Origin of the sequence: Streptomyces sp. NPDC048419 (assembly GCF_043200415.1) — a bacterium.
Classification (GTDB): domain Bacteria; phylum Actinomycetota; class Actinomycetes; order Streptomycetales; family Streptomycetaceae; genus Streptomyces.
In genome coordinates, this window is the sequence record NZ_JBICXT010000009.1 from 206,764 (window position 1) to 224,768 (window position 18,005).

Genomic DNA, 18,005 nt, shown 5'->3' on the forward strand with positions numbered 1-18,005 from the left:
GCTCTCAAGAGGTTGGAATCTTAGGGTTTCCGGCAAGATAATTGCAGGTCCAGCGCAAATCCGGCAACGAATACCAGACGTCTCGCAGATATCTCCTGGCAAGCTTTTCCGATTCATAGAGAGCGATGAGCAGAGCTCTACGCATCGCAATGCTGGCCTCACTCTCGAATTTGTGGCGCAACAGCTGCGCCTCGGATGCCGACGCGACGCCGCCCAAGTATCTAACTGCGAATTCGCGGGGAAACTCTTCGCGGTTCCTGTCTTCCATAATTGTCCATGCCGCGCTCTTCATTTTCTCGCTCTGGATGCCTAGGTGCACAAAATATCTGAGGACCCGCTGCTCGATGTATGGGTAGCTGATGCTCTCCTGCGAATCCATGAATTCCTCTAAGCCGCGTTGTATGGTGGGCTGGCGGTGCCCACACTCGGCAAAGTAAGCGAATATCTCCCGGGATGCGTATGCGACATAGCGCAGGTTCTTCAAGCACCAGCCAACAGCGTAATCATCGCTAACAGCTCGAAGCTTATTAAGAGCGAACTTAAGATCAGTCGCACCTACTCGATCTGCATCGATTACCTTATCGAAGAAGGTCCTGACATCTCGCTCTGCTTCAGGATCCCCATGGCGCACAGCCTGATCGATTGAAGATTTTTGAGCGCTTAGAAGGTCTTGCATGACTTCCGCGAATTCGAGAATACCCGTCTTGTGGGCCGACATTGAAAGTCGCTTGGAGCGAAATATCCTGTTGACCTCAATGAGTACATCCCTAAGGGAATTCCACTCCTCATCGAAGATCATCACATCGTCCGAGTAGCGAAAAAAGGGGAATCCATTACGCTGCAGGAACTCGTCAACAGGGGCCAGGTAGATGTTCGCCAAAATTCCCGAAGCGTCTGATCCTTGCGGAAGTCCCCAAGCGGAATTGATGGTCTGAAACTTCTTCAGGAACATCGTTATGCGCTTCACGGCCATCTCGTCGCGAACAACCATGCTGAGATCGTCGCTCAAAAGGCCAATGTCAATATGCTCATAAAAGGAGGAAACGTCTAGTGATGCGACTTTATAGTTCCAGTTGCGCAATATCTCAGCTTTGGCTTCCCGCCTCATTCGGGTCCAGGAAGTCTTCCAGAAGATCGGCTTACTGGCTCGGTGGTTCCATCGGTAACTGTAGACTGAAGAGTTTCTGGAGGCGTCCAACTCCGGCGCTATGTCGAACACCATTGCGTCATATACCAGCCTGTCGGGGGCAGAGAAGCGCGCCAACGGACGAACCGCAATGTCATTCTTCGGGTAATCTACAATCTCCGTGTGGCGAGGGCCCAAGTTTCCATCACGTATGACCCCTTCTAATTCTTGGCGATAGCCCTTATCCCATTGATCGCTCACGTCATCGTAAACGGCGATGTCTGGGATCTCGGAGAACTCCTGCCCACGGATCAGGCTCCGCAATGCGGTAGTAAGTCGATCAGACACGTCGTCCATGTATTGCCCCCGCTTCCCCGGCGGTCAAATGATAGGGGAAGCGGGTCTACGGCAGGAATGCTTTGGCCGCATCGCCGAGGTGTTCCTCAGGCTCGCGCAGAATCCGCGATCGACGCCGGCCTTCACGTGGACATCGTCGTCTCCGACGCCGTACGCGCGTGCGGCACTTCGGAAGCCAGCTGCGCGGCGGCGAGTGCCAGGTCTACGGAGTCCCATACGAGTGCCGAGGTCTCGGACACCGCGGCGTTCTTCGTCCACCTCTCGCTGTGCCACCGGCACTCCAGCTCGAAGCGGTGCGCGCCGTGGGCGAGTTGCAAGAGCCGGCCCCGTCTGCTGGCAGCATTGTCGGCCCATGTGGCGCCGGCGCTCGGTCGCCTCTAGATGCTGATAGCGGCCCAGGCTGCCGCGGTCCGCTAGCCGGGCGCCATTCTCCGCTAGCGGTGCGCGTGCACCGGACGGCCACATGTGGATCAGAACATGCGAAGTCAGCCCGCTGTAAATCTGCCGGGTAACGACAGCATTCCTGCCTGAGCGACGCCGCCCATCCAGGTCTTATATGTACCGCCGCACGCCGGTCGCGTCACGCTGGTGTCCTGCCCCCGGTGATCGCCTGCGGCGGGCTGAGTAATGGTCGACAGGCCCCACGGACCCCGTCGTGGCCGATCGACCTGCTTGCCCCGCACTTCGATGTCAGTCGGGCCGCGATGCGCTATCGCCCGTTCGTCACGAGGACGGAGGCGGTGACGAGGTCGGCGTCTCCCCCGCCTCAACCTGGCGCAACTTGGCGGCTGCTCGAGCCGCCATCTGCTGCGTAAGATCCACGTCCGGGGTGCCCAAGTCGGCAACTTCAACCGCGGTGACGGCACTCCCGACGCGAATCAACAGGAAGTTCACTCCGACGGTCACACTGTCGACCGCCCCTGTGAATCGCATTGCTGCGCTCTCGTCGCCGTAGGCGGGAATCGATAGTAGGCCCGCAGTGAAGGAGACGTCTGTGCCGTCCACCTTTGACGTGAACTGCGGGCACTTCTGGGCGAAGTCCCGGACGCTGGCCATCGCGTCCTCAGCCCCGCTTCCGGTGAAGGCGACGACACTGCTTGCGACGAAGGGACCCGACGTGGACTTCTCGAACTCCGCGTCACCCGATTCCCCCGCAGAGGTGCTGGGCCGGGCGCGGAGGGTGTCCAGCAGCCGCTGGCAGATCACATCGTCCGTCTTCAGATCTGAGCTGTCGCTGCTGCTGGTCTCGGCGTATCCGGTCGGCATGTCACCGATCTCAAGGCGTGCGGCGTCAAGCTGGGCCCTGCTGAGCGGAGCGCCGGCCGGCGTAGTCGTCGCGGGTGCGGACGTCACCGCGGGGCTTGTCGGCACGGGGGACCGCCCCGATCCGCCGGAGCATCCGACAGCGGTCGCGGCGACGAGCGGTAGCCCTGCCATTCCGTACACCCGACTTCGGCGGCCCATCTGATCCTCCTCCCAGATCCGGTGTCTTTCCACGACACCACCGGGCAATGCGCACAGCCATCAGACCTGGGCTGATCGAGCGACAAGCGAGTGAGTCTCAAGCCGCCGTACCAATCTCGGCCCGCACCGACGCCGCCCACTTATCTCGCAACTGCTCGTACTCTGCTCGGGTTGCGCCCCACAACCGGCCGCCCATCTGCTGCAGCAGGACGTGGATGTCCGCATGCACGGCGTCCACGTGGGGAGCCGACCGCCCGGCTGTGCCCAATTTCGCCGTCTACCCTGCAGACACATCCGGCCGCTACCTGCCCGCAGGCCACGTCAACAACAAGATGACTCCTGCCTTGTCCTTTGGTTCGCATAAATCGAGAGAGGACTTCCTTGGCACGGCGTGGGTATATCGCAGTGACGGGTGCTCGGACAATCCGCGTTGGAGCCATCAACCTTGTGTCCTGGCAGAGTTGATCCGCGAGGGGAGCGGTGTAGCTTGCAAACCCTGCAGTTCCCAGGCGTCGTCAGCGTCACGCGTGCTGCCATTAGGGCAGCCAGGTACTACGAGTTGCGTCACCTGTGTGACACCCAGGACTTCTACGAACTCTCGTATCTGCTGCACGAGTTGGCCCGCCAGGACACGATCTTCCGTCGAGAGATGAGCCAGGCCCCGCTGCTTCTACCTGCGGATTTCGCAAGGATTCAGCACGACTTCTGGTACGACTTGCGGCACTACTTGGCTCGTTTCTCCCGCGTGCCGTATCAAGGCGTGTACTTCGGCCACCGACACGACCGGGTGAGTCGGGGCCGAACACCGTTCCTCGCCGAGGCGTTTCGTGCTCTGGATACGTACACGGGGAACACCCTCGACATCTATCTCTCACCGGCAGACCTCACAGCTCCCGGTGAAGCCACCGAAGATCCGGCGATGTACGACCAGTTCGCAGGGTTCCTCGGCGCCCACATGCCACCTTCACTCGACACTCTGTACGTGTGGAAGACACCGGACCCACACCAGGAAGACCCACGCTTTCGGCCTAAGCCGTTGCGACTCGGCCACTTCCACCGGGACGCACGCATTGGGGCCATCGCGAAACTCGCGCTGCTCCTGGAAGCCCGCATACCGCTCGCGGAGGCCGTACGAGAAGCCTGGGAGCACCCCGTTGCGCCTAACGCCGCTGAACTGGAGGGCCTGCTGCCTGGAAGCTCCCTCCGGCACAGGAAGGCGGCCAGAATCTGGGCCAGGGCATACGCGGCCCGTTATGGCGGCCAAGCGCAGGCCGAGACGGCGGCAAGGATCATCGCCGACCTACGGTCACCATCGCGGGCACGGCGTGCGACGGCGAGTGCCACGGTCGCCGCCGTCCTCACCGTTACGGGGGTGCTTGGTGCACCCCACGTACTGACGAACGACCTACCCGATACGTACACCGTCATCCACGATCTCTACCGAGATATCACAGGCGACCATGGCTAACGGTGCGTGGACCCCCCCCTTCCTCTGAGGCCACACCCTGGGGAGTGAACGGGGAGTGGATCAAGACAACGAGGTTGCGTCGCACCCACGCTAGCCAACGCACACCAAGGCTCTGACCTGCCCATATACCCAACGATCCTAGTCAGCGATCTCTCCGCACATTATTCGGGACGAAGAGGTCGTGGGTTCAAATCCCGCCACCCCGACGCTGGTCAGAGGCCACATACCAATCTTGGTGTGTGGCCTTTGTCGTGTGTGCCGGGAAAACTCGTGCGAACTCTTTCGCCTCGGCTCGCATCGGACAGGGACAGCGGGTGCATACGGACCCGCGCACGCACACGTCCCTGTCGGGCGGCGAGGTCGAGGAGCGCATGTACATGTTTCTGAGGGCACGGCGGGTTGTCGTCACGCTGGGGGCGGTTGCCGCTCTGGGGCTGCTCACCGCATGCGGTGGCGGTTCGGGCAGCGGCAGTGGCGGCGGTGGCGACAGCAGCAGCGACGACGCTTCGGCTACGGCGTCCCACTCCGCCCAGTCCGCCCCCGCCGGCGCCGCTTCACCGCAAGGCACGAAGGGCACGCAAGGCACGAAGGGCGCGCAGGACACCTCCGCCTCCAAGAGCGGCGGCGGCAGCGGTCGTTGTCGTGCCTCCCAGCTGCGTGGGCACGTGGGGCGGAACGATCCCGGGGCCGGGCAGGAGAATTTTCCGCTTGTCGTGACCAACTTCTCCGGGACCACCTGCACCCTCGACGGATACCCGGGCGCCGCCTTCGTGGACGGTTCGGGCAAGCAGCTGGGGCCGGATCCCAGGCGGGCCGCCGGGAGCCCGGTGAAGATCACGCTGGCGCCGGGCGCGAGCGCCTGGGCGGGACTGAGTTTCGGCAACCCTGAGATCAGCGGGGCGAAGACGGCCACGCCCACCGGGATCCTGATCACGCCGCCGGACGAGAAGGAGCCGGTGAAGGTGGACTGGACGGGCGGTGCGGTACCCGTCTCCGACGCCGCGAACCTGACGGTCTTCCGGGCGGGCAACGGCGGCTGACACCCGTCCGCGCGCCGCGTCGTCCGGCTCCGGTCCCTCCCCTCGTGGGGACCGGTGCCGAACGGTGCGGGCGGCCTTCGGGCTCGAGCGAAGAGATCAGCTGTGGTGCCGACGCCGCCTTTCCCGCAGCTTCGCCACCATGGGCTGAAGCTGGCCGAGAACCTTCGGCGTCCTGGGCTGTGTCTCCGGGCACTGAGCTGATGGCCTGCGCGGAAGGCGCGCCGCGGTTCGCCCTTACGTCGTGATCCTGCCAGCCGGGGCTCCCGCTGAGGAGATTCCGGCTCCGGTCCGGAGACTTAAGCCGCAGGTCAGCCGTATAAAGTGAGTTTTCCGGTCCGGATGGACAAACACGAGGGAAGCAAGGAGTGGAGGCCGTGGGTTCCGATTCAGGGGCACGTACGGCCTTCGCGGAGCGACTCGCGCTGCTGTACAAGGAGGCGGGCAACCCTCCCCTCGCGCGCGTGGCCGAGGCCGTCGTACACCTGCAGCGGGTGGACGAGCGGGGGCGGCCCGTACGGGTCTCCGCGCAGCGGATCAGCGACTGGCGGCGGGCCAAGAACGTGCCGGCCCAGTTCGCCGCCCTCGCCGCGGTCCTGCACGTCCTCATCCCCCAGGCCCGGCGCTCCCGGCCCGCGCCGGTCTCCCCCGGCCTGTACGACATGGGCCACTGGCAGCGCCTGTGGGAGCGCGCCGTGGCCGACCCGGCCGGCGACCGTCCCCCTGCGGCCGCCGACCCCGAGGAGCCCTCCGCCGGGGCCGCTGCCGTCCCCGGCGTGTGCCCGTACCGGGGCCTGGCCTCCTACCGGCAGGAGGACGCCCGCTGGTTCTTCGGCCGGGACCGGAGCACCGGCGCGCTCGTCGACCAGCTGCTCGCGGCGGAGCGGACGGGCGGCCTGGTCATGCTCGTCGGCGCCTCGGGCGCGGGGAAGTCCTCGCTGCTGCACGCGGGCCTGGCGACCGCGGTGAAGAGCGGCGCGCTGGGCAGCGGCGGCAAGCCGCGGGGCGTGCTGCAGCTCGTACCGGGGGCGGATCCCGTCGGGGAGCTGACCCGGAGGATTCCCGAACTCGCCTCCGTCGTGGAGGCACACGGCGGGGACGACGAGGACGCTGAAAACGCCGGGGCCGCCGGGAACGTCGAACGTGCCGTCCGGGACGCCTTCGTCCGCTGGGCCCGTCGTGAGACGCCGTCCGAGGGCCGTCCCGTGGTCATCGTGGACCAGTTCGAGGAGGCGTTCACCCTCTGCCCCGACGAGGCGGCCAGGCGGCTGTTCGTGCGGATCCTGCACGCCGCGTGCACGCCCGCGGAGACCGACGAGCCGGCCCCGGTGCTGGTGGTGCTCGGTATCCGCGCCGACTTCTACGAGCAGTGCCTGGCCCATCCCGAGCTGGCCGACGCGCTCCAGCACCGCCACATGGTGCTCGGGCCGCTGACCACGGCCGAGCTGCGTGACGCGGTGAACGGGCCGGCCAAGGCCGTAGGGCTGGAGCTCGAACCGGGCCTCGCGGAGCTGATCCTGCGCGAGGTGAGCGCCGACGGGCCGCGCGGCGCGCACGACGCCGGTGTGCTGCCGCTGCTGTCGCACGCGCTCCTCGCCACCTGGCAGCGGCGCAAGGCGGGGCGGCTGACGCTCGCCGGATACCGTGCCGCGGGCGGCATCCAGGGCGCGGTGGCCGCCACCGCCGAGCGGGCCTGGTCCGGCCTCGATCCGCCCGCCCGTACGGCCGCGCGGCTGCTGCTGTTGCGGCTGGTCCGGCTGGGCGAGGACACCCAGGCCACCCGCCGCCGGGGCACGCGGCGCCAGCTGGCGGACGAGTCGACCAACCCCGACAAGACGGAGGAGTCGCTGGAGGCGCTGGTCCGCGCCCGGCTGGTGACGCTCGACGCGGACACCGTGGAGATCACCCACGAGGCGCTGCTGCACGCCTGGCCGCGGCTGCGCGACTGGATCGACGAGGACCGCAACGGCAACCTGCTGCGGCAGCGGCTGGAGGAGGACGGCCGGGCCTGGGAGGGCTCGGACCGCGACTCGTCGCTGCTCTACCGGGGTTCGCGGCTGGAGCAGGCGCACACCTGGGCGAAGTCCGCCAAGGACGGCGGCGACACCTTCCTCAACCGCAGCGCGGTGGAGTTCCTGGCCGCCTCGGTCAGGCTGCGCCGGCGCACGGTGTGGATCAGCCGGAGCGCGGTCTCCGCGCTGGTCGTGCTCGCGCTCCTGGCCGTCGGCGCCGCGGTCGTCGCCTGGCAGCAGCGCAACGACGCCGTCTTCGAGCAGGTGGTCGCCGAGGCCGACCGCGTCCAGTACACCGATCCGTCGCTCTCCGCCCAGCTCGACCTGGTGGCGCACCGGCTGCGGCCGGGCGACCAGGACGCCAACAGCCGGCTGGTATCGATCGTGAACGCGCCGCTGGCCACCCCGCTGACCGGCCACGACGGCGCCGTCTACCTCACGTCGTTCAGCCCGGACGGGAAGGTCCTGGCCACCGCCGGTTACGACCGGACGGTCCGGCTGTGGGACGTACGCGACCGCACTCACCCCAAACCGCTCGGCGCACCCCTCACCGGCCACACCAGCTGGGTGAGCAGCGCGGTCTTCAGCCCGGACGGCCACACCCTCGCCAGCGCGGGCGACGACGGGACGATCCGGCTGTGGGACGTACGGGACCCCGCGCATCCCGTACGGCTCGGTACGCCCCTGACCGGGCACAAGGGCACCATCTACCTGATCGCCTTCAGCCCGGACGGGCACACGCTGGCGTCCGTCGGCGAGGACCGCACCGCGCGCCTGTGGGACGTGTCCGACCCGGCGCACCCGGCCCGCATCGGCGCACCCCTGAAGGGCCACACCGCCGCCGTGCGCTCCGTCGCGTTCAGCCCCGACGGACGGACGCTGGCGACGGGCGGCGACGACGACACCGTACGGCTGTGGAACGTGTCCGACCGGGCGCACGCCACCCAGATCGGCTCGCCCCTGACCGGCCACACCGATCTGGTGCACTCCGTGGCCTTCAGCCCGGACGGCAACACCCTGGCCAGCGGCAGCGCGGACGACACCGTACGGCTGTGGAACGTGTCCGACCGGGCGCACGCCACCCAGATCGGCTCGCCCCTGACCGGCCACACCGGGCCCATCTGGTCCGTGGCCTTCAGCCCGGACGGGGAGCAGCTGGCCGCCGCGAGCGCGGACAGCAGCGCGAGCCTGTGGAACGTGAGCGATCCCGAGTACCCCTCGCAGGTCGGCGAGCCGCTGGCGGGCAGCAGCGGCGAGATGTACGCGCTGGGCTTCAGCCCCGACGGCCGGACCCTCGCTACGGGAAGCGGTGACGGCAAGGTCCGCCTGTGGTCGATCCCGACGTCGGACATGATCGGCCGGACCGGGGAGTTCCGCCCGGACGGGAAGGTGCTCGCGACGGTCGGGCGCGACGGCGCGATCCGGCTGTGGAACGTGCAGAAGCCGGACCGGCCGGTGGCGCTGAGCAGACCGTTCAAGCACGCGGACGGCGGTGAGGAGATGGTCTTCTCCCCCGACGGCCGCACGCTCGCGGTGCTCACGGCGGACCGCAAGGTGCACCTGTGGAACGTCTCCGACCCGTCCCGGCCGGTCTCCTACGGGCCCCCCATCGAGCTGCAGACCCGGTTCATGGGCCCCGACGCGCTGGCGTTCAGCCCGGACGGGCGCACCCTGGCCACCGCCTACACCGACCACACCTTCCAGCTGTGGAACGTCGGCGACCCGGCGCACGTCGTCGCGTACGGCGCCCCGCTCACCGGCCACAAGGGCTACATCAACGCCCTCGACTTCAGCCCGGACGGCCACACCCTCGCCAGCGGCAGCGCCGACGGCACCATCCGGCTGTGGGACGTCGACGACCCGGCGCACACGACGCCGGTCGGCGCGCCGCTCGCCTGGCATTCGGGACCCGTCAACGTGCTCGCCTACAGCCCCGACGGCCACACCCTCGCGAGCGGCGGCGACGACGACACGGTCCGGCTGTGGAACAGCACCGACCCGGCCCGGACGACGCCGCTGGGCTCCCCGCTCACCGGTCACACCGAGGCGGTCGTCTCACTGACGTACAGCCCGGACGGGCACACGCTGGCCAGCGGCGGCAACGACAACACGGTTCGCCTCTGGAACGTGACCGACCCCTCCTCCGCCGGCCCGATCGGCCAGTCGATGAGTCCCAACGCCAAGACGGGCAACTTCCTCGCGTTCAGCCCGAGAAGCCACATGCTCGGCGTCTCCAGCGGCGCCGACACCGTACGGCTGTGGAGCCTGGACCCCGACGACGCCGTCCGGCGCATCTGCTCGGCCACGCACGGCGTGCTGACGGCGCAGAAGTGGCACGAGTACCTGCCGCGGCTTTCGTACAAGCCGCCGTGCGGCGACTAGGGGGCCAACTCCGTTGCACAGATGGTGAGTTGATCGACGGGAACTCGTGATTCCGGCCACAACCACGGGTCGGAGCCGGGCCGTCGACTCCCGCCGCGCGTGCGGCCTTGTTAGGCTGGGCGACAGCCCGGTCGCTGGTGCATCCCCCGTCGCCAGCGACCGGGTCTTCGCATGTCCCCCACATGCCCGGAAAGGTGGTCGCCGCCGTGGACCGGCGCATCGCCGTCGTCACCGCCGTGCACGCCCCGTCGGCCGGGTTCCTCGCCGAGGCGTACAAGTCCCTTTGCGCGCAGGAGCTGTTGCCGGGCTGGTCGTGGCACTGGGTGATCCAGGAGGACGGCACGACGGACGAGGTCCGCGGTCATGTCCCCGACGACGCGCGCGTGACCTTCCGGCAGGGCCGGCCGGGCGGCCCCGGAGTCGCCCGCACGATGGCGCTCGCCCATGCCGAGGGCCCGTACGTGAAGATCCTCGACGCCGACGACCTGCTCCCGGCGGGCGCGCTGGCCCGCGATCTTGCCGTGCTGGAGGGCGAGTCGGAGATCGGGTGGACGACGTCTCGGGCGCTGGACCTGCTGCCGGACGGCTCGACGGCCGGCTTCCCGGGCGACCCGGACGAGGGCCCGATCGAGCGGGGCGCCGTGCTCGACTTCTGGAAGGCGAACGACCACCGCGCCCAGGTGCACCCGGCCACGCTGTGCGTCCGCCGGGACCTGCTGCTGGCCCTCGGTGGGTGGATGGCCCTGCCGGCCTCCGAGGACACCGGCCTGCTGCTCGCGCTGAACGCCGTGAGCCGGGGCTGGTTCTCCCGCGAGGTGGGTCTGCTCTACCGCAAGTGGGAGGGGCAGGTGACGGGTCAGGCGGCGCACGTGGACCCGGACGAGCGCGCGGCGCGCATGGCCGTGGTGGAGGCGCGGGCGAGGGCGCTCGCGAACTTCCGCCTACGCCCTCCGCTCACGGACTGACCGCCCCGCCTGCGCCCCCGCTCACGAACCGACCACCGGCGTGCGCCCTCCGCTCACCGACTGACCGCCCCCACCCGCGCGCTCCCGTCACGGACTGACCACCCCACCGCGCCCCACCGCCACGGACCGACCACCCGACCGCGCCCCGCCGCCACGAACCGACCGCCCCACCCGCGCGCTCCCGTCACGGGCCGACCGCCCCGCCCTCTCCGCCGCCCAGGGCCAGCCACCCCGCCACCCGGCGCACCGTCGTCTCGTCGAGCCGGTCCACGAGCTCCTGTACGGCCGTGTGGTCGTCAGCGGTGAGGTCGTAGAGGCCCGCCTTGCTCAGACCCGCCATGAGCACCTGGCGCTTGCGGGCGTCCATGCGTTCCGAGAGCCTGCTCGGCTCCTCGGGGCCGGCGGACGGCCGGGGCGCCGGAGCGGCGGCGGCGGGGGCGGCCGAGACGTCGAAGCGCTGCCATCCGCCGTCCTTCGGGCCCCACAGGCTCACCGCGAGGGCGCCGCCGCGCGCCCGCACGGTGTGGGCCATCTCGCCGAGCGCGTACTGCACGGGCGCCCGGTGGGGCGACTCGGCGCACACCTGCCAGGAACCCGAGGAGGACCCGTGGAACAGCGCGACCCAGCGGGGGTCCCCGGTCGGCTGCGGACTGGGGGGAGGTGTCGTCGTCGCCACTGCGTATCGCCCTTCACTCACCCGTTTGGAAGCCGGACAGCAGGGGACGATAACTGACGGCCCGTCAGATATCCAGAAGCAGGGACGAGGGGGTTGGGGATGACCGGGCTCGATGACGCGGAGGCGCTCAGGAAGGACCATGCCGCTCGCGCGCACAGTGCCTACGACCGTGCCGTGGCTACGTGCGGGTACGCCGGGGTGGATCCGGCCGCCGCCGAGCTCGTGCCGACGACTCCCGCCGGGCGCGCCGCGGGCGCCCTCCGCCTGTCCGCGCGCTCCCTCGACGCGCTCGCCACGACCGCCCCCGACCCGGCGGCCGACGCCCGCTGCGCGCGGAACGCCGCCGCCACCGCGGCACTTGCCGCACAGCTGGCCGACGCGGCCGACGGCGGCGAGGCCGGCCACCGGGCCATGCGGGCGGCCCTCACCGCCTCGCAGGCAGCCGCGGCGGCGGCCGGCGGGTCCGCGGCGGGACGGGACCCGTCCCTGAACGCCGCCGCCGACGACGCCGAGGAACGCGCGGTCGCCGCCGCGCACGAGGCGGGGTGGGGCGTCAGTTGTTCCAGGACTCGTCGTACGGGTCCTTCGGGGTCGGGACCGGCTTCGCCGACGTGACGCGCAGGTAGGGGATCGGGCCGCCGTTCACGGGGTCCTTGGTCTGCCGGGCGGTATAAGTCCCGCTCACCTGGAGCCACTTGTCCGGCTGGAGCACCGGGGGGATCTTGCCGGTCAGGGCGATCTTCACCGGCTGGGCGTCCGCGGCACAGCAGTTGAGGGCCATCCGCACCAGGTAGGGGTGGCCGGCCTGGTCCAGGGCGACGAAGCCGATGACCTCGACCTGGCGGCCTTCGATGGAACGGCCGTGCTCGTAGACCGCGCGGGTCGCGTAGTCGACCACGGTGAGGGGCAGCGGGTTCGAGGCGGGCAGGGCGTTGTAGCCGTACGGCTGCTGCAGCGCCGTACCGGTGCGCATCGCGCTGTACGAACCGAGGGCCGGCGGAGCGACCAGGATGAGGGCCAGGAGAGGAAGGGCGAGGAGCCAGGCCACGCGGGGTTCGCGGTGGACGTGGCCGTGGCCGTCGTCGTCGTGCCCCTCTCCGTGGCCGGCCTCGCTCCTGCCGCGGCCCCGCCACTCGTACCAGACCGTCGCCAGCGCCGCCGCGATCAGCACCGCGCCCGACATCAGCAGCAGCGGCTGCAGTCCTGCCTTGACGTAGCGCAGATAGAGGTTGGTGAAGCCCGCGTGCAGCAGGGCCGCGCCGAGCAGGAACAGGACCGCCGCCTGTGCCTGGCGGTTCACAGGAGCACCGCCCCGGTCAGGACCGCGCCCGCGATCGCGAGGACGAAGGTGGCGGGCGCGAACCGCAGGGCGAAGCCGCGGCCGAACGTGCCCGTCTGCATCGCGAACAGCTTCAGGTCGATCATCGGGCCGACGACCAGGAACGCCAGCTTGGCCGTGAGCGAGAACTGGGTGAGCGACGCCGCCACGAACGCGTCCGCCTCCGAGCAGATCGACAGCAGTACGGCGAGGACGGCCAGCGCCAGGATCGCGACCAGCGGGTTGCCCGCCGCCGTGCGCAGCCAGCTCGCCGGGGCGACCGCCTTCAGGGTCGCGGCGGCCATCGCGCCGATGACCAGGAAGCCGCCCGCGTGCATCACGTCGTGGCGGACCGAGCCCCAGAACGCGGCCCCCTTGCCCTGGCCCTCGTGGTGCGGGCGCTCCGGCGGGCGCAGCCAGTCGGTGCGGCCCAGGCGCTGCCACAGCCAACCCATCACACAGGCCACCAGCAGGCTGGCGACGAAGCGGGCGAGGACCATCTCCGGGTTGCGGGGGAAGGCGACCGCGGTCGCCGTCAGCACGATCGGGTTGATCGCCGGGGCGGAGAGGAGGAAGGCCAGCGCCGCGGCCGGGGTGACGCCCCGCCGGACCAGCGCCCCGGCGACCGGCACGGACGCGCACTCGCAGCCCGGCAGGATCGCGCCCGCCACTCCGGCGACCGGGACCGCCAGCGCGGGCCGCTTCGGCAGCGCGCGGGCGAAGAACGACGCCGGCACGAACACGGCGATGGCCGCGGAGAGCAGCACGCCGAGCACCAGGAAGGGCAGCGCCTGGACGAGCACGGCCACGAACACCGTCATCCAGCTCTGCATGACGGGCGCGGAGAGCGCGCCGCGAATGGGGCCCTGGAGCACCACCAGCACCAGGAGCAGCACGATCAGGGCGAGGGACTTGGTGTCGGCGGACCTCGACTCTGCGGACCTCGTGTCGGCGGATCTCGACTCTGCGGACTTCGTGTCGGCGGCAGCGTCAGCGGTGTCGGCCACCGGTTCGTGGCTGTCCGCCGTCGGCGGGGCTGCTTTGGTGATGGCCACGTGCGAGGTACCTCCGGTGGTACGGAAGGGCGCTGGTTTCCCTCCCCTTCACTACGCCGGAAAAGCGGCCGTTGTTCACTCGATTCTGGAACCACCCGTCTCTTTGGGGCAGTCTTTCCCCTCGTGGCGAGCGTTCCGAATCAAGGGCAGCCGGACGAAGACGGGTCCGCGCACATGGTCGTGTGCGGCGACGACGGGCTGGCGCACAGACTCGCCGCCGAACTGCGGGGTGTCTACGGCGAACAGGTCACCCTCGTCGTACCGCCCTCCGAGCGCGGTGTGCGCATGCCGGCGGTCGGGCGGGCCCGGGCGACCACGGCGGCGCTGCTCGACCGGGTGGTGAACGCGACCGTCAACCGCGCGGGCGGCGGCGCCGCCGAACCCGTGGGAACCGCCCAGGTCATGGCGGCCGCCGAGCCGACCGAGGAGGCGCTCGGCGCGGCGGGCGTGGCGCGGGCCACCGCCCTGGCGCTCGTGTACGACGACGACGAGACCAACATCCGCGCCGCCCTCACCGCCCGCCGGCTCAATCCCAGGCTGCGGCTGGTCCTCCGGCTCTACAACCGGCGGCTCGGCCAGCACATCGAGGAACTCCTCGACCAGGCCGCCGCGTTGGCCGCGGGCAACGGCGACGGCTCCGGCTCCGACGCCTCCACGACCGTACTGTCCGACGCCGACACGGCCGCGCCGGCGCTCGTCGCCACCGCCGTCGCCGGTACCAGCAAGGTCGTCCAGACCGACGGTCTGCTGCTGAGGGCGGTGGAACGGACGCCGATGGTCGGCCAGCTGGCCGAGCCGGGACTGGCCACGCTGGCGCTGCTGTCCGCGGACAGCGCCGAGAACGGCGCGGAGCAGGGGCCCGAGCTGCTGCCCGACGGTGCGGCGGTGCGCGCCGCGACCGGCCGCGGGACCGTCGTCCTGGAGCAGGTGTCCTACGCCGGGCCCGAACTGCCGCCCGCCCGCGGGGCCGTGGCGTTCGCGTCGCTGTTCTCGCGCCGGCTGCGCTGGTCGCTGGCCGGGATGGTGGGGTGCGTGCTCGCGCTCGCGGTGGCCCTGTGGCTGGTGACGGGGATGCATCCGCTGAGCGCGTTCTATCTGACGCTGCTCGATCTGTTCGCCATCGACAACCCCGCGATCGGCGCGTCCGTCGGCCGGCAGATCCTGCAACTCCTGTCCGGGCTCACGGGGTTGCTGCTGCTGCCGGTCCTGCTGGCCGCGGTGCTGGAGGCGCTGGGCACCTTCCGCACCACGTCCGCGCTGCGCAAGCCCCCTCGGGGGCTGGGCGGGCATGTGGTGCTTCTCGGCCTCGGCAAGATCGGCACACGCGTGCTGACCCGGCTGCGCGAACTGCGCATCCCCGTGGTGTGCGTCGAGTCCGACCCCGAGGCACGGGGCATGGCGACCGCGCGACGGCTGCGGGTGCCGGTGGTGCTCGGAGACGTCACCCAGGAGGGCGTCCTGGAGGCGGCCAAGATCCACCGGGCGCACGCACTGCTCGCGGTGACCAGCGCGGACACCACTAACCTCGAGGCCGCGCTCTACGCCCGGTCCGTGCGGCCGGATCTGCGGGTCGTCCTGCGGCTGTACGACGACGACTTCGCCACCGCCGTGTACCGGACCCTGCGCGCCGCCCATCCGCGGGCCTCCACCCGGAGCCGCAGCGTGTCCCATCTGGCGGCGCCCGCCTTCGCCGGGGCGATGATGGGGCGCCAGATCCTGGGCGCGATCCCGGTGGAGCGGCGGGTGCTGCTATTCGCCGCGGTGGACGTGGGCGGGCACGCGCAGCTGGACGGCAGGACGATCGCCGAGGCGTTCCGGCCGGGGGCCTGGCGGGTGCTGGCCCTCGACACCGGTACCTCTGCCTCCGGCGGCCGGCGGGAGGAGCCGGCCACGGAGGAGGCGTACGAGGATCTGCCGGGGTCGGGGCTGGTGTGGGATCTGCCGGACTCGTACGTGCTGCGGGGGTCGGACCGGGTGGTGCTCGCGGCCACCCGGACGGGGCTGGCCGAGCTGCTGGGGCGACGTCCACGGGACCGGGCCGGGGCGTGACGGACTCGGCGCGGGCCGGGGCCGACGGGCTCGGCGCGGGCCGGGCGGGACATGCTCGGCGCGGGCTGGGGCGTGACGTGCTCGGCGCTGGACCGTCCGGCGAGCTCGGCCTCGGACGGGGCCCGACGGACTCGGCCTCGGACGGGGCTCCGCGCTGGACGCGGCTTGGCGGACCTCGCGCCGGACGGGCCGCAGGAACTGCCCGCCCGGCGCCCGGATGTCATCCCAGGTGACGCTCCGCGAACTCCAGTTCAAGCCGCACCTGCTTGATCCGCTCGTCCACGACCAGCGAGCCGTGACCGGCGTCGTAGCGGTAGACCTCGTGGGTCGCGCCGCGGGCCTCCAGGCGCTTGACGTAGTTCTCGATCTGGCGGATGGGGCAGCGGGGGTCGTTGACGCCCGCCGAGATGTAGACCGGCGCCGTGACCTCGTCGACGTAGGTCAGCGGGGAGGAGGCCTCGAAGCGGTCGGGGACCTCCTCCGGGGTGCCGCCCAGCAGGGTGCGGTCCATGGCCTTCAGGGCTTCCATCTCGTCGTGGTACGCCGTGACGTAGTCGGCGACCGGGACCGCGGCGATGCCCAGCGTCCAGGCGTCCGGCTGGGCACCGATGCCCAGAAGGGTGAGGTAGCCGCCCCAGGAACCGCCGGTCAGGATCAGGCGGGCGGGGTCGGCGAGGCCCGAACCCACCGCCCACTCGCGGACGGCGGCGATGTCCTCGAGTTCGATGAGGCCGACGCGGTGCTTGAGGGCGTCGGTCCAGGCGCGGCCGTAGCCCGTGGAGCCGCGGTAGTTGACGCGGACCACCGCGTACCCGTGGTCGACCCAGGCCGCCGGGCCCGCGGCAAAGGAGTCGCTGTCGTGCCAGGTCGGGCCGCCGTGGATGTCGAAGACGGTGGGCAGCGGGCCGGTGGCGCCCGCCGGCTTCTGGACCAGGGCGTGGATGCGGCCGCCGGGGCCCTCCACCCAGACGTCCTCCACGGGCACCGAGCCCGGCGACTTCATGCCCGGCGGGTCGAGGACGACCTCGCCCGTCGTCGAGCGGACCGCCGACGGCTCGGCGGCCGAGGACCAGAGGTACTCCACGCTGCCGTCGGGGCGGGCCGTCGCGCCGGAGACCGAGCCGGGCGGGGTGGGGACCTTCTCCAGGCTCCCGCCGGCCAGGTCGTAGCGGAACATCTCGCTGCGGGCCTCGAAGCTGTGCACGATCAGCAGGCCGGTGCCGTCCGGGTACCACTCGGCGCTCACGTCGCCGGGCAGGTCCAGGGCCAGGTCGGTCTCCTCGCCGGTGGCCGTGTCCCACAACATCGGCTCCCAGCGGCCGCGGCGCTGGTGGCCGACGAGCAGACGGGTGTCGCCGTCGACGGGTGCGAAGCCCAGGACCTCCAGGCCCAGCTCCTCCTTGCCGCCCCCGGTGTCGTCCAGCTCGGCGACCGCCGTGCCGTCCAGGCGCAGCACGCGCAGGGCGGAGTGCATCGCGTCGCCGTGCTCCGTGTGCTCGATCGCGATCAGCTCGCCGTCGTGGGAGAGGTCGCCTACGCCCGCCGACTCGCGGTGGCGGTAGACCTCCACCGGGTCCTCGCCCGTGCGCGAGAGGTGGATCGTGGTGCCGTCCTCGTCGGTGGAGCGGCCGACGACCGCCGTGCGGCCGTCCCGGGCGAGGGCCAGGCCCGCCGGGTAGGAGGCCTCCAGGCCCTGTGCCGCGAGCTCGTCCTCCCCGCCCGTGAACGGCTGCCGGCGCCAGACGCCGAACTCGTCGCCGTCCTTGTCGTCGAACCACCAGATCCACGCGCCGTCCGGGGTGAGCACACCGTCCGTCGTGCCGTTCGGCCGGTCCGTCACCTGGCGGCGGTCGCCCGTCGACCGGTCCCAGGCATACAGCTCGTACGTCCCCGTCGCGTTCGACACGAACAGGGAGCGGTCCGGTGCGTCCTCCGCCCAGTCGGGCAGCGACACCCGCGGCGCCCGGAAGCGCTTCTCCCAGTCCGGCATGTCCTCTTTCCGCTCCGGCGCGGCGGACCCGTTGCTCTCAGTCATGACCCCATACTGCCTGCTCCCCATGACCCTGTGCGGGCGGGATCCTCAGCCTGTGGACAAC

General features: G+C 70.4%; 14 protein-coding genes. 6 read left to right on the forward strand and 8 right to left on the reverse strand.

Features of this window, described 5'->3' with window-relative positions; genetic code table 11:
* Positions 1-4: 4 nt before the first annotated feature.
* From ACGFYN_RS20920 to ACGFYN_RS20935, 4 genes are all read right to left on the reverse strand, one after another.
* Positions 5-1,483, reverse strand: a complete 1,479-nt coding sequence (locus ACGFYN_RS20920; RefSeq protein WP_393867317.1) for an RNA-directed DNA polymerase — start codon at positions 1,481-1,483, stop codon at positions 5-7.
* Between the two features lie 122 nt (positions 1,484-1,605).
* Positions 1,606-1,800, reverse strand: a complete 195-nt coding sequence (locus ACGFYN_RS20925; RefSeq protein ID WP_393867318.1) for a hypothetical protein — start codon at positions 1,798-1,800, stop codon at positions 1,606-1,608.
* A gap of 406 nt (positions 1,801-2,206) precedes the next feature.
* Positions 2,207-2,749 carry a hypothetical protein gene (locus tag ACGFYN_RS20930; RefSeq protein WP_393867319.1) on the reverse strand — a complete coding sequence of 181 codons (543 nt, stop codon included), beginning with the start codon at positions 2,747-2,749 and terminating at the stop codon, positions 2,207-2,209.
* 295 nt (positions 2,750-3,044) lie between these two features.
* Entirely contained in the window at positions 3,045-3,185 is a 141-nt protein-coding gene (locus tag ACGFYN_RS20935) for a hypothetical protein (protein ID WP_393867320.1), read from the reverse strand.
* 249 nt (positions 3,186-3,434) lie between these two features.
* Here ACGFYN_RS20935 and ACGFYN_RS20940 point away from each other — a divergent pair, with 249 nt between their 5' ends.
* The 4 genes from ACGFYN_RS20940 to ACGFYN_RS20955 all read left to right on the forward strand — a co-directional run bounded on the left by ACGFYN_RS20940 (position 3,435) and on the right by ACGFYN_RS20955 (position 10,811).
* Positions 3,435-4,415 carry a hypothetical protein gene (locus ACGFYN_RS20940; RefSeq protein WP_393867321.1) on the forward strand — a complete coding sequence of 327 codons (981 nt, stop codon included), beginning with the start codon at positions 3,435-3,437 and terminating at the stop codon, positions 4,413-4,415.
* A gap of 371 nt (positions 4,416-4,786) precedes the next feature.
* Positions 4,787-5,455, forward strand: coding sequence for a DUF4232 domain-containing protein (locus ACGFYN_RS20945; RefSeq protein WP_393867411.1), 669 nt, complete (start codon positions 4,787-4,789; stop codon positions 5,453-5,455).
* A 365-nt stretch (positions 5,456-5,820) separates the two neighbouring features.
* Positions 5,821-9,846: an AAA family ATPase gene (locus ACGFYN_RS20950; protein WP_393867322.1), complete on the forward strand. Its 4,026-nt coding sequence runs from the start codon at positions 5,821-5,823 to the stop codon at positions 9,844-9,846.
* A 182-nt stretch (positions 9,847-10,028) separates the two neighbouring features.
* Positions 10,029-10,811 (forward strand): glycosyltransferase family 2 protein, encoded by a 783-nt coding sequence (locus ACGFYN_RS20955; RefSeq protein WP_393867323.1) that lies wholly within the window; start codon positions 10,029-10,031, stop codon positions 10,809-10,811.
* 184 nt (positions 10,812-10,995) lie between these two features.
* Here ACGFYN_RS20955 and ACGFYN_RS20960 read toward each other — a convergent pair whose 3' ends face one another.
* On the reverse strand, positions 10,996-11,487 hold the full coding sequence (locus ACGFYN_RS20960) for a hypothetical protein (RefSeq protein WP_393867324.1): 492 nt from the start codon (positions 11,485-11,487) through the stop codon (positions 10,996-10,998).
* 99 nt (positions 11,488-11,586) lie between these two features.
* Here ACGFYN_RS20960 and ACGFYN_RS20965 point away from each other — a divergent pair, with 99 nt between their 5' ends.
* Positions 11,587-12,102, forward strand: coding sequence for a hypothetical protein (locus tag ACGFYN_RS20965; protein WP_393867325.1), 516 nt, complete (start codon positions 11,587-11,589; stop codon positions 12,100-12,102).
* Here ACGFYN_RS20965 and ACGFYN_RS20970 read toward each other — a convergent pair.
* Entirely contained in the window at positions 12,041-12,787 is a 747-nt protein-coding gene (locus ACGFYN_RS20970; protein WP_393867326.1) for a TIGR03943 family putative permease subunit, read from the reverse strand. The genes ACGFYN_RS20965 and ACGFYN_RS20970 overlap by 62 nt on opposite strands.
* Positions 12,784-13,860, reverse strand: coding sequence for a permease (locus tag ACGFYN_RS20975; protein WP_393867327.1), 1,077 nt, complete (start codon positions 13,858-13,860; stop codon positions 12,784-12,786). The genes ACGFYN_RS20970 and ACGFYN_RS20975 overlap by 4 nt, the downstream gene beginning before the upstream one ends.
* A 174-nt stretch (positions 13,861-14,034) precedes the next feature.
* Between ACGFYN_RS20975 and ACGFYN_RS20980 the strand changes: the two genes are divergently transcribed.
* A complete protein-coding gene (locus ACGFYN_RS20980) occupies positions 14,035-15,909 on the forward strand; it encodes an NAD-binding protein (RefSeq protein WP_393867412.1) in 1,875 nt (624 codons plus the stop codon).
* A 220-nt stretch (positions 15,910-16,129) separates the two neighbouring features.
* Here the strand turns inward: ACGFYN_RS20980 and ACGFYN_RS20985 are convergent, their stop codons facing one another.
* Positions 16,130-17,944 carry a prolyl oligopeptidase family serine peptidase gene (locus tag ACGFYN_RS20985; protein ID WP_393867328.1) on the reverse strand — a complete coding sequence of 605 codons (1,815 nt, stop codon included), beginning with the start codon at positions 17,942-17,944 and terminating at the stop codon, positions 16,130-16,132.
* Positions 17,945-18,005 lie beyond the last annotated feature (61 nt).

Excerpts from the sequence above, each read along its gene's own strand:
- ACGFYN_RS20930 (WP_393867319.1), bottom strand. The coding sequence starts at position 2,749 with ATGCCGACCGGATACGCCGAGACCAGCAGCAGCGACAGCTCAGATCTG.
- ACGFYN_RS20965 (WP_393867325.1), top strand. The coding sequence starts at position 11,587 with ATGACCGGGCTCGATGACGCGGAGGCGCTCAGGAAGGACCATGCCGCT.
- ACGFYN_RS20955 (WP_393867323.1), top strand. The coding sequence starts at position 10,029 with ATGCCCGGAAAGGTGGTCGCCGCCGTGGACCGGCGCATCGCCGTCGTC.
- ACGFYN_RS20980 (WP_393867412.1), top strand. The coding sequence starts at position 14,035 with ATGGTCGTGTGCGGCGACGACGGGCTGGCGCACAGACTCGCCGCCGAA.
- ACGFYN_RS20920 (WP_393867317.1), bottom strand. The coding sequence starts at position 1,483 with ATGGACGACGTGTCTGATCGACTTACTACCGCATTGCGGAGCCTGATC.
- ACGFYN_RS20985 (WP_393867328.1), bottom strand. The coding sequence starts at position 17,944 with ATGACTGAGAGCAACGGGTCCGCCGCGCCGGAGCGGAAAGAGGACATG.
- ACGFYN_RS20945 (WP_393867411.1), top strand. The coding sequence starts at position 4,787 with ATGTACATGTTTCTGAGGGCACGGCGGGTTGTCGTCACGCTGGGGGCG.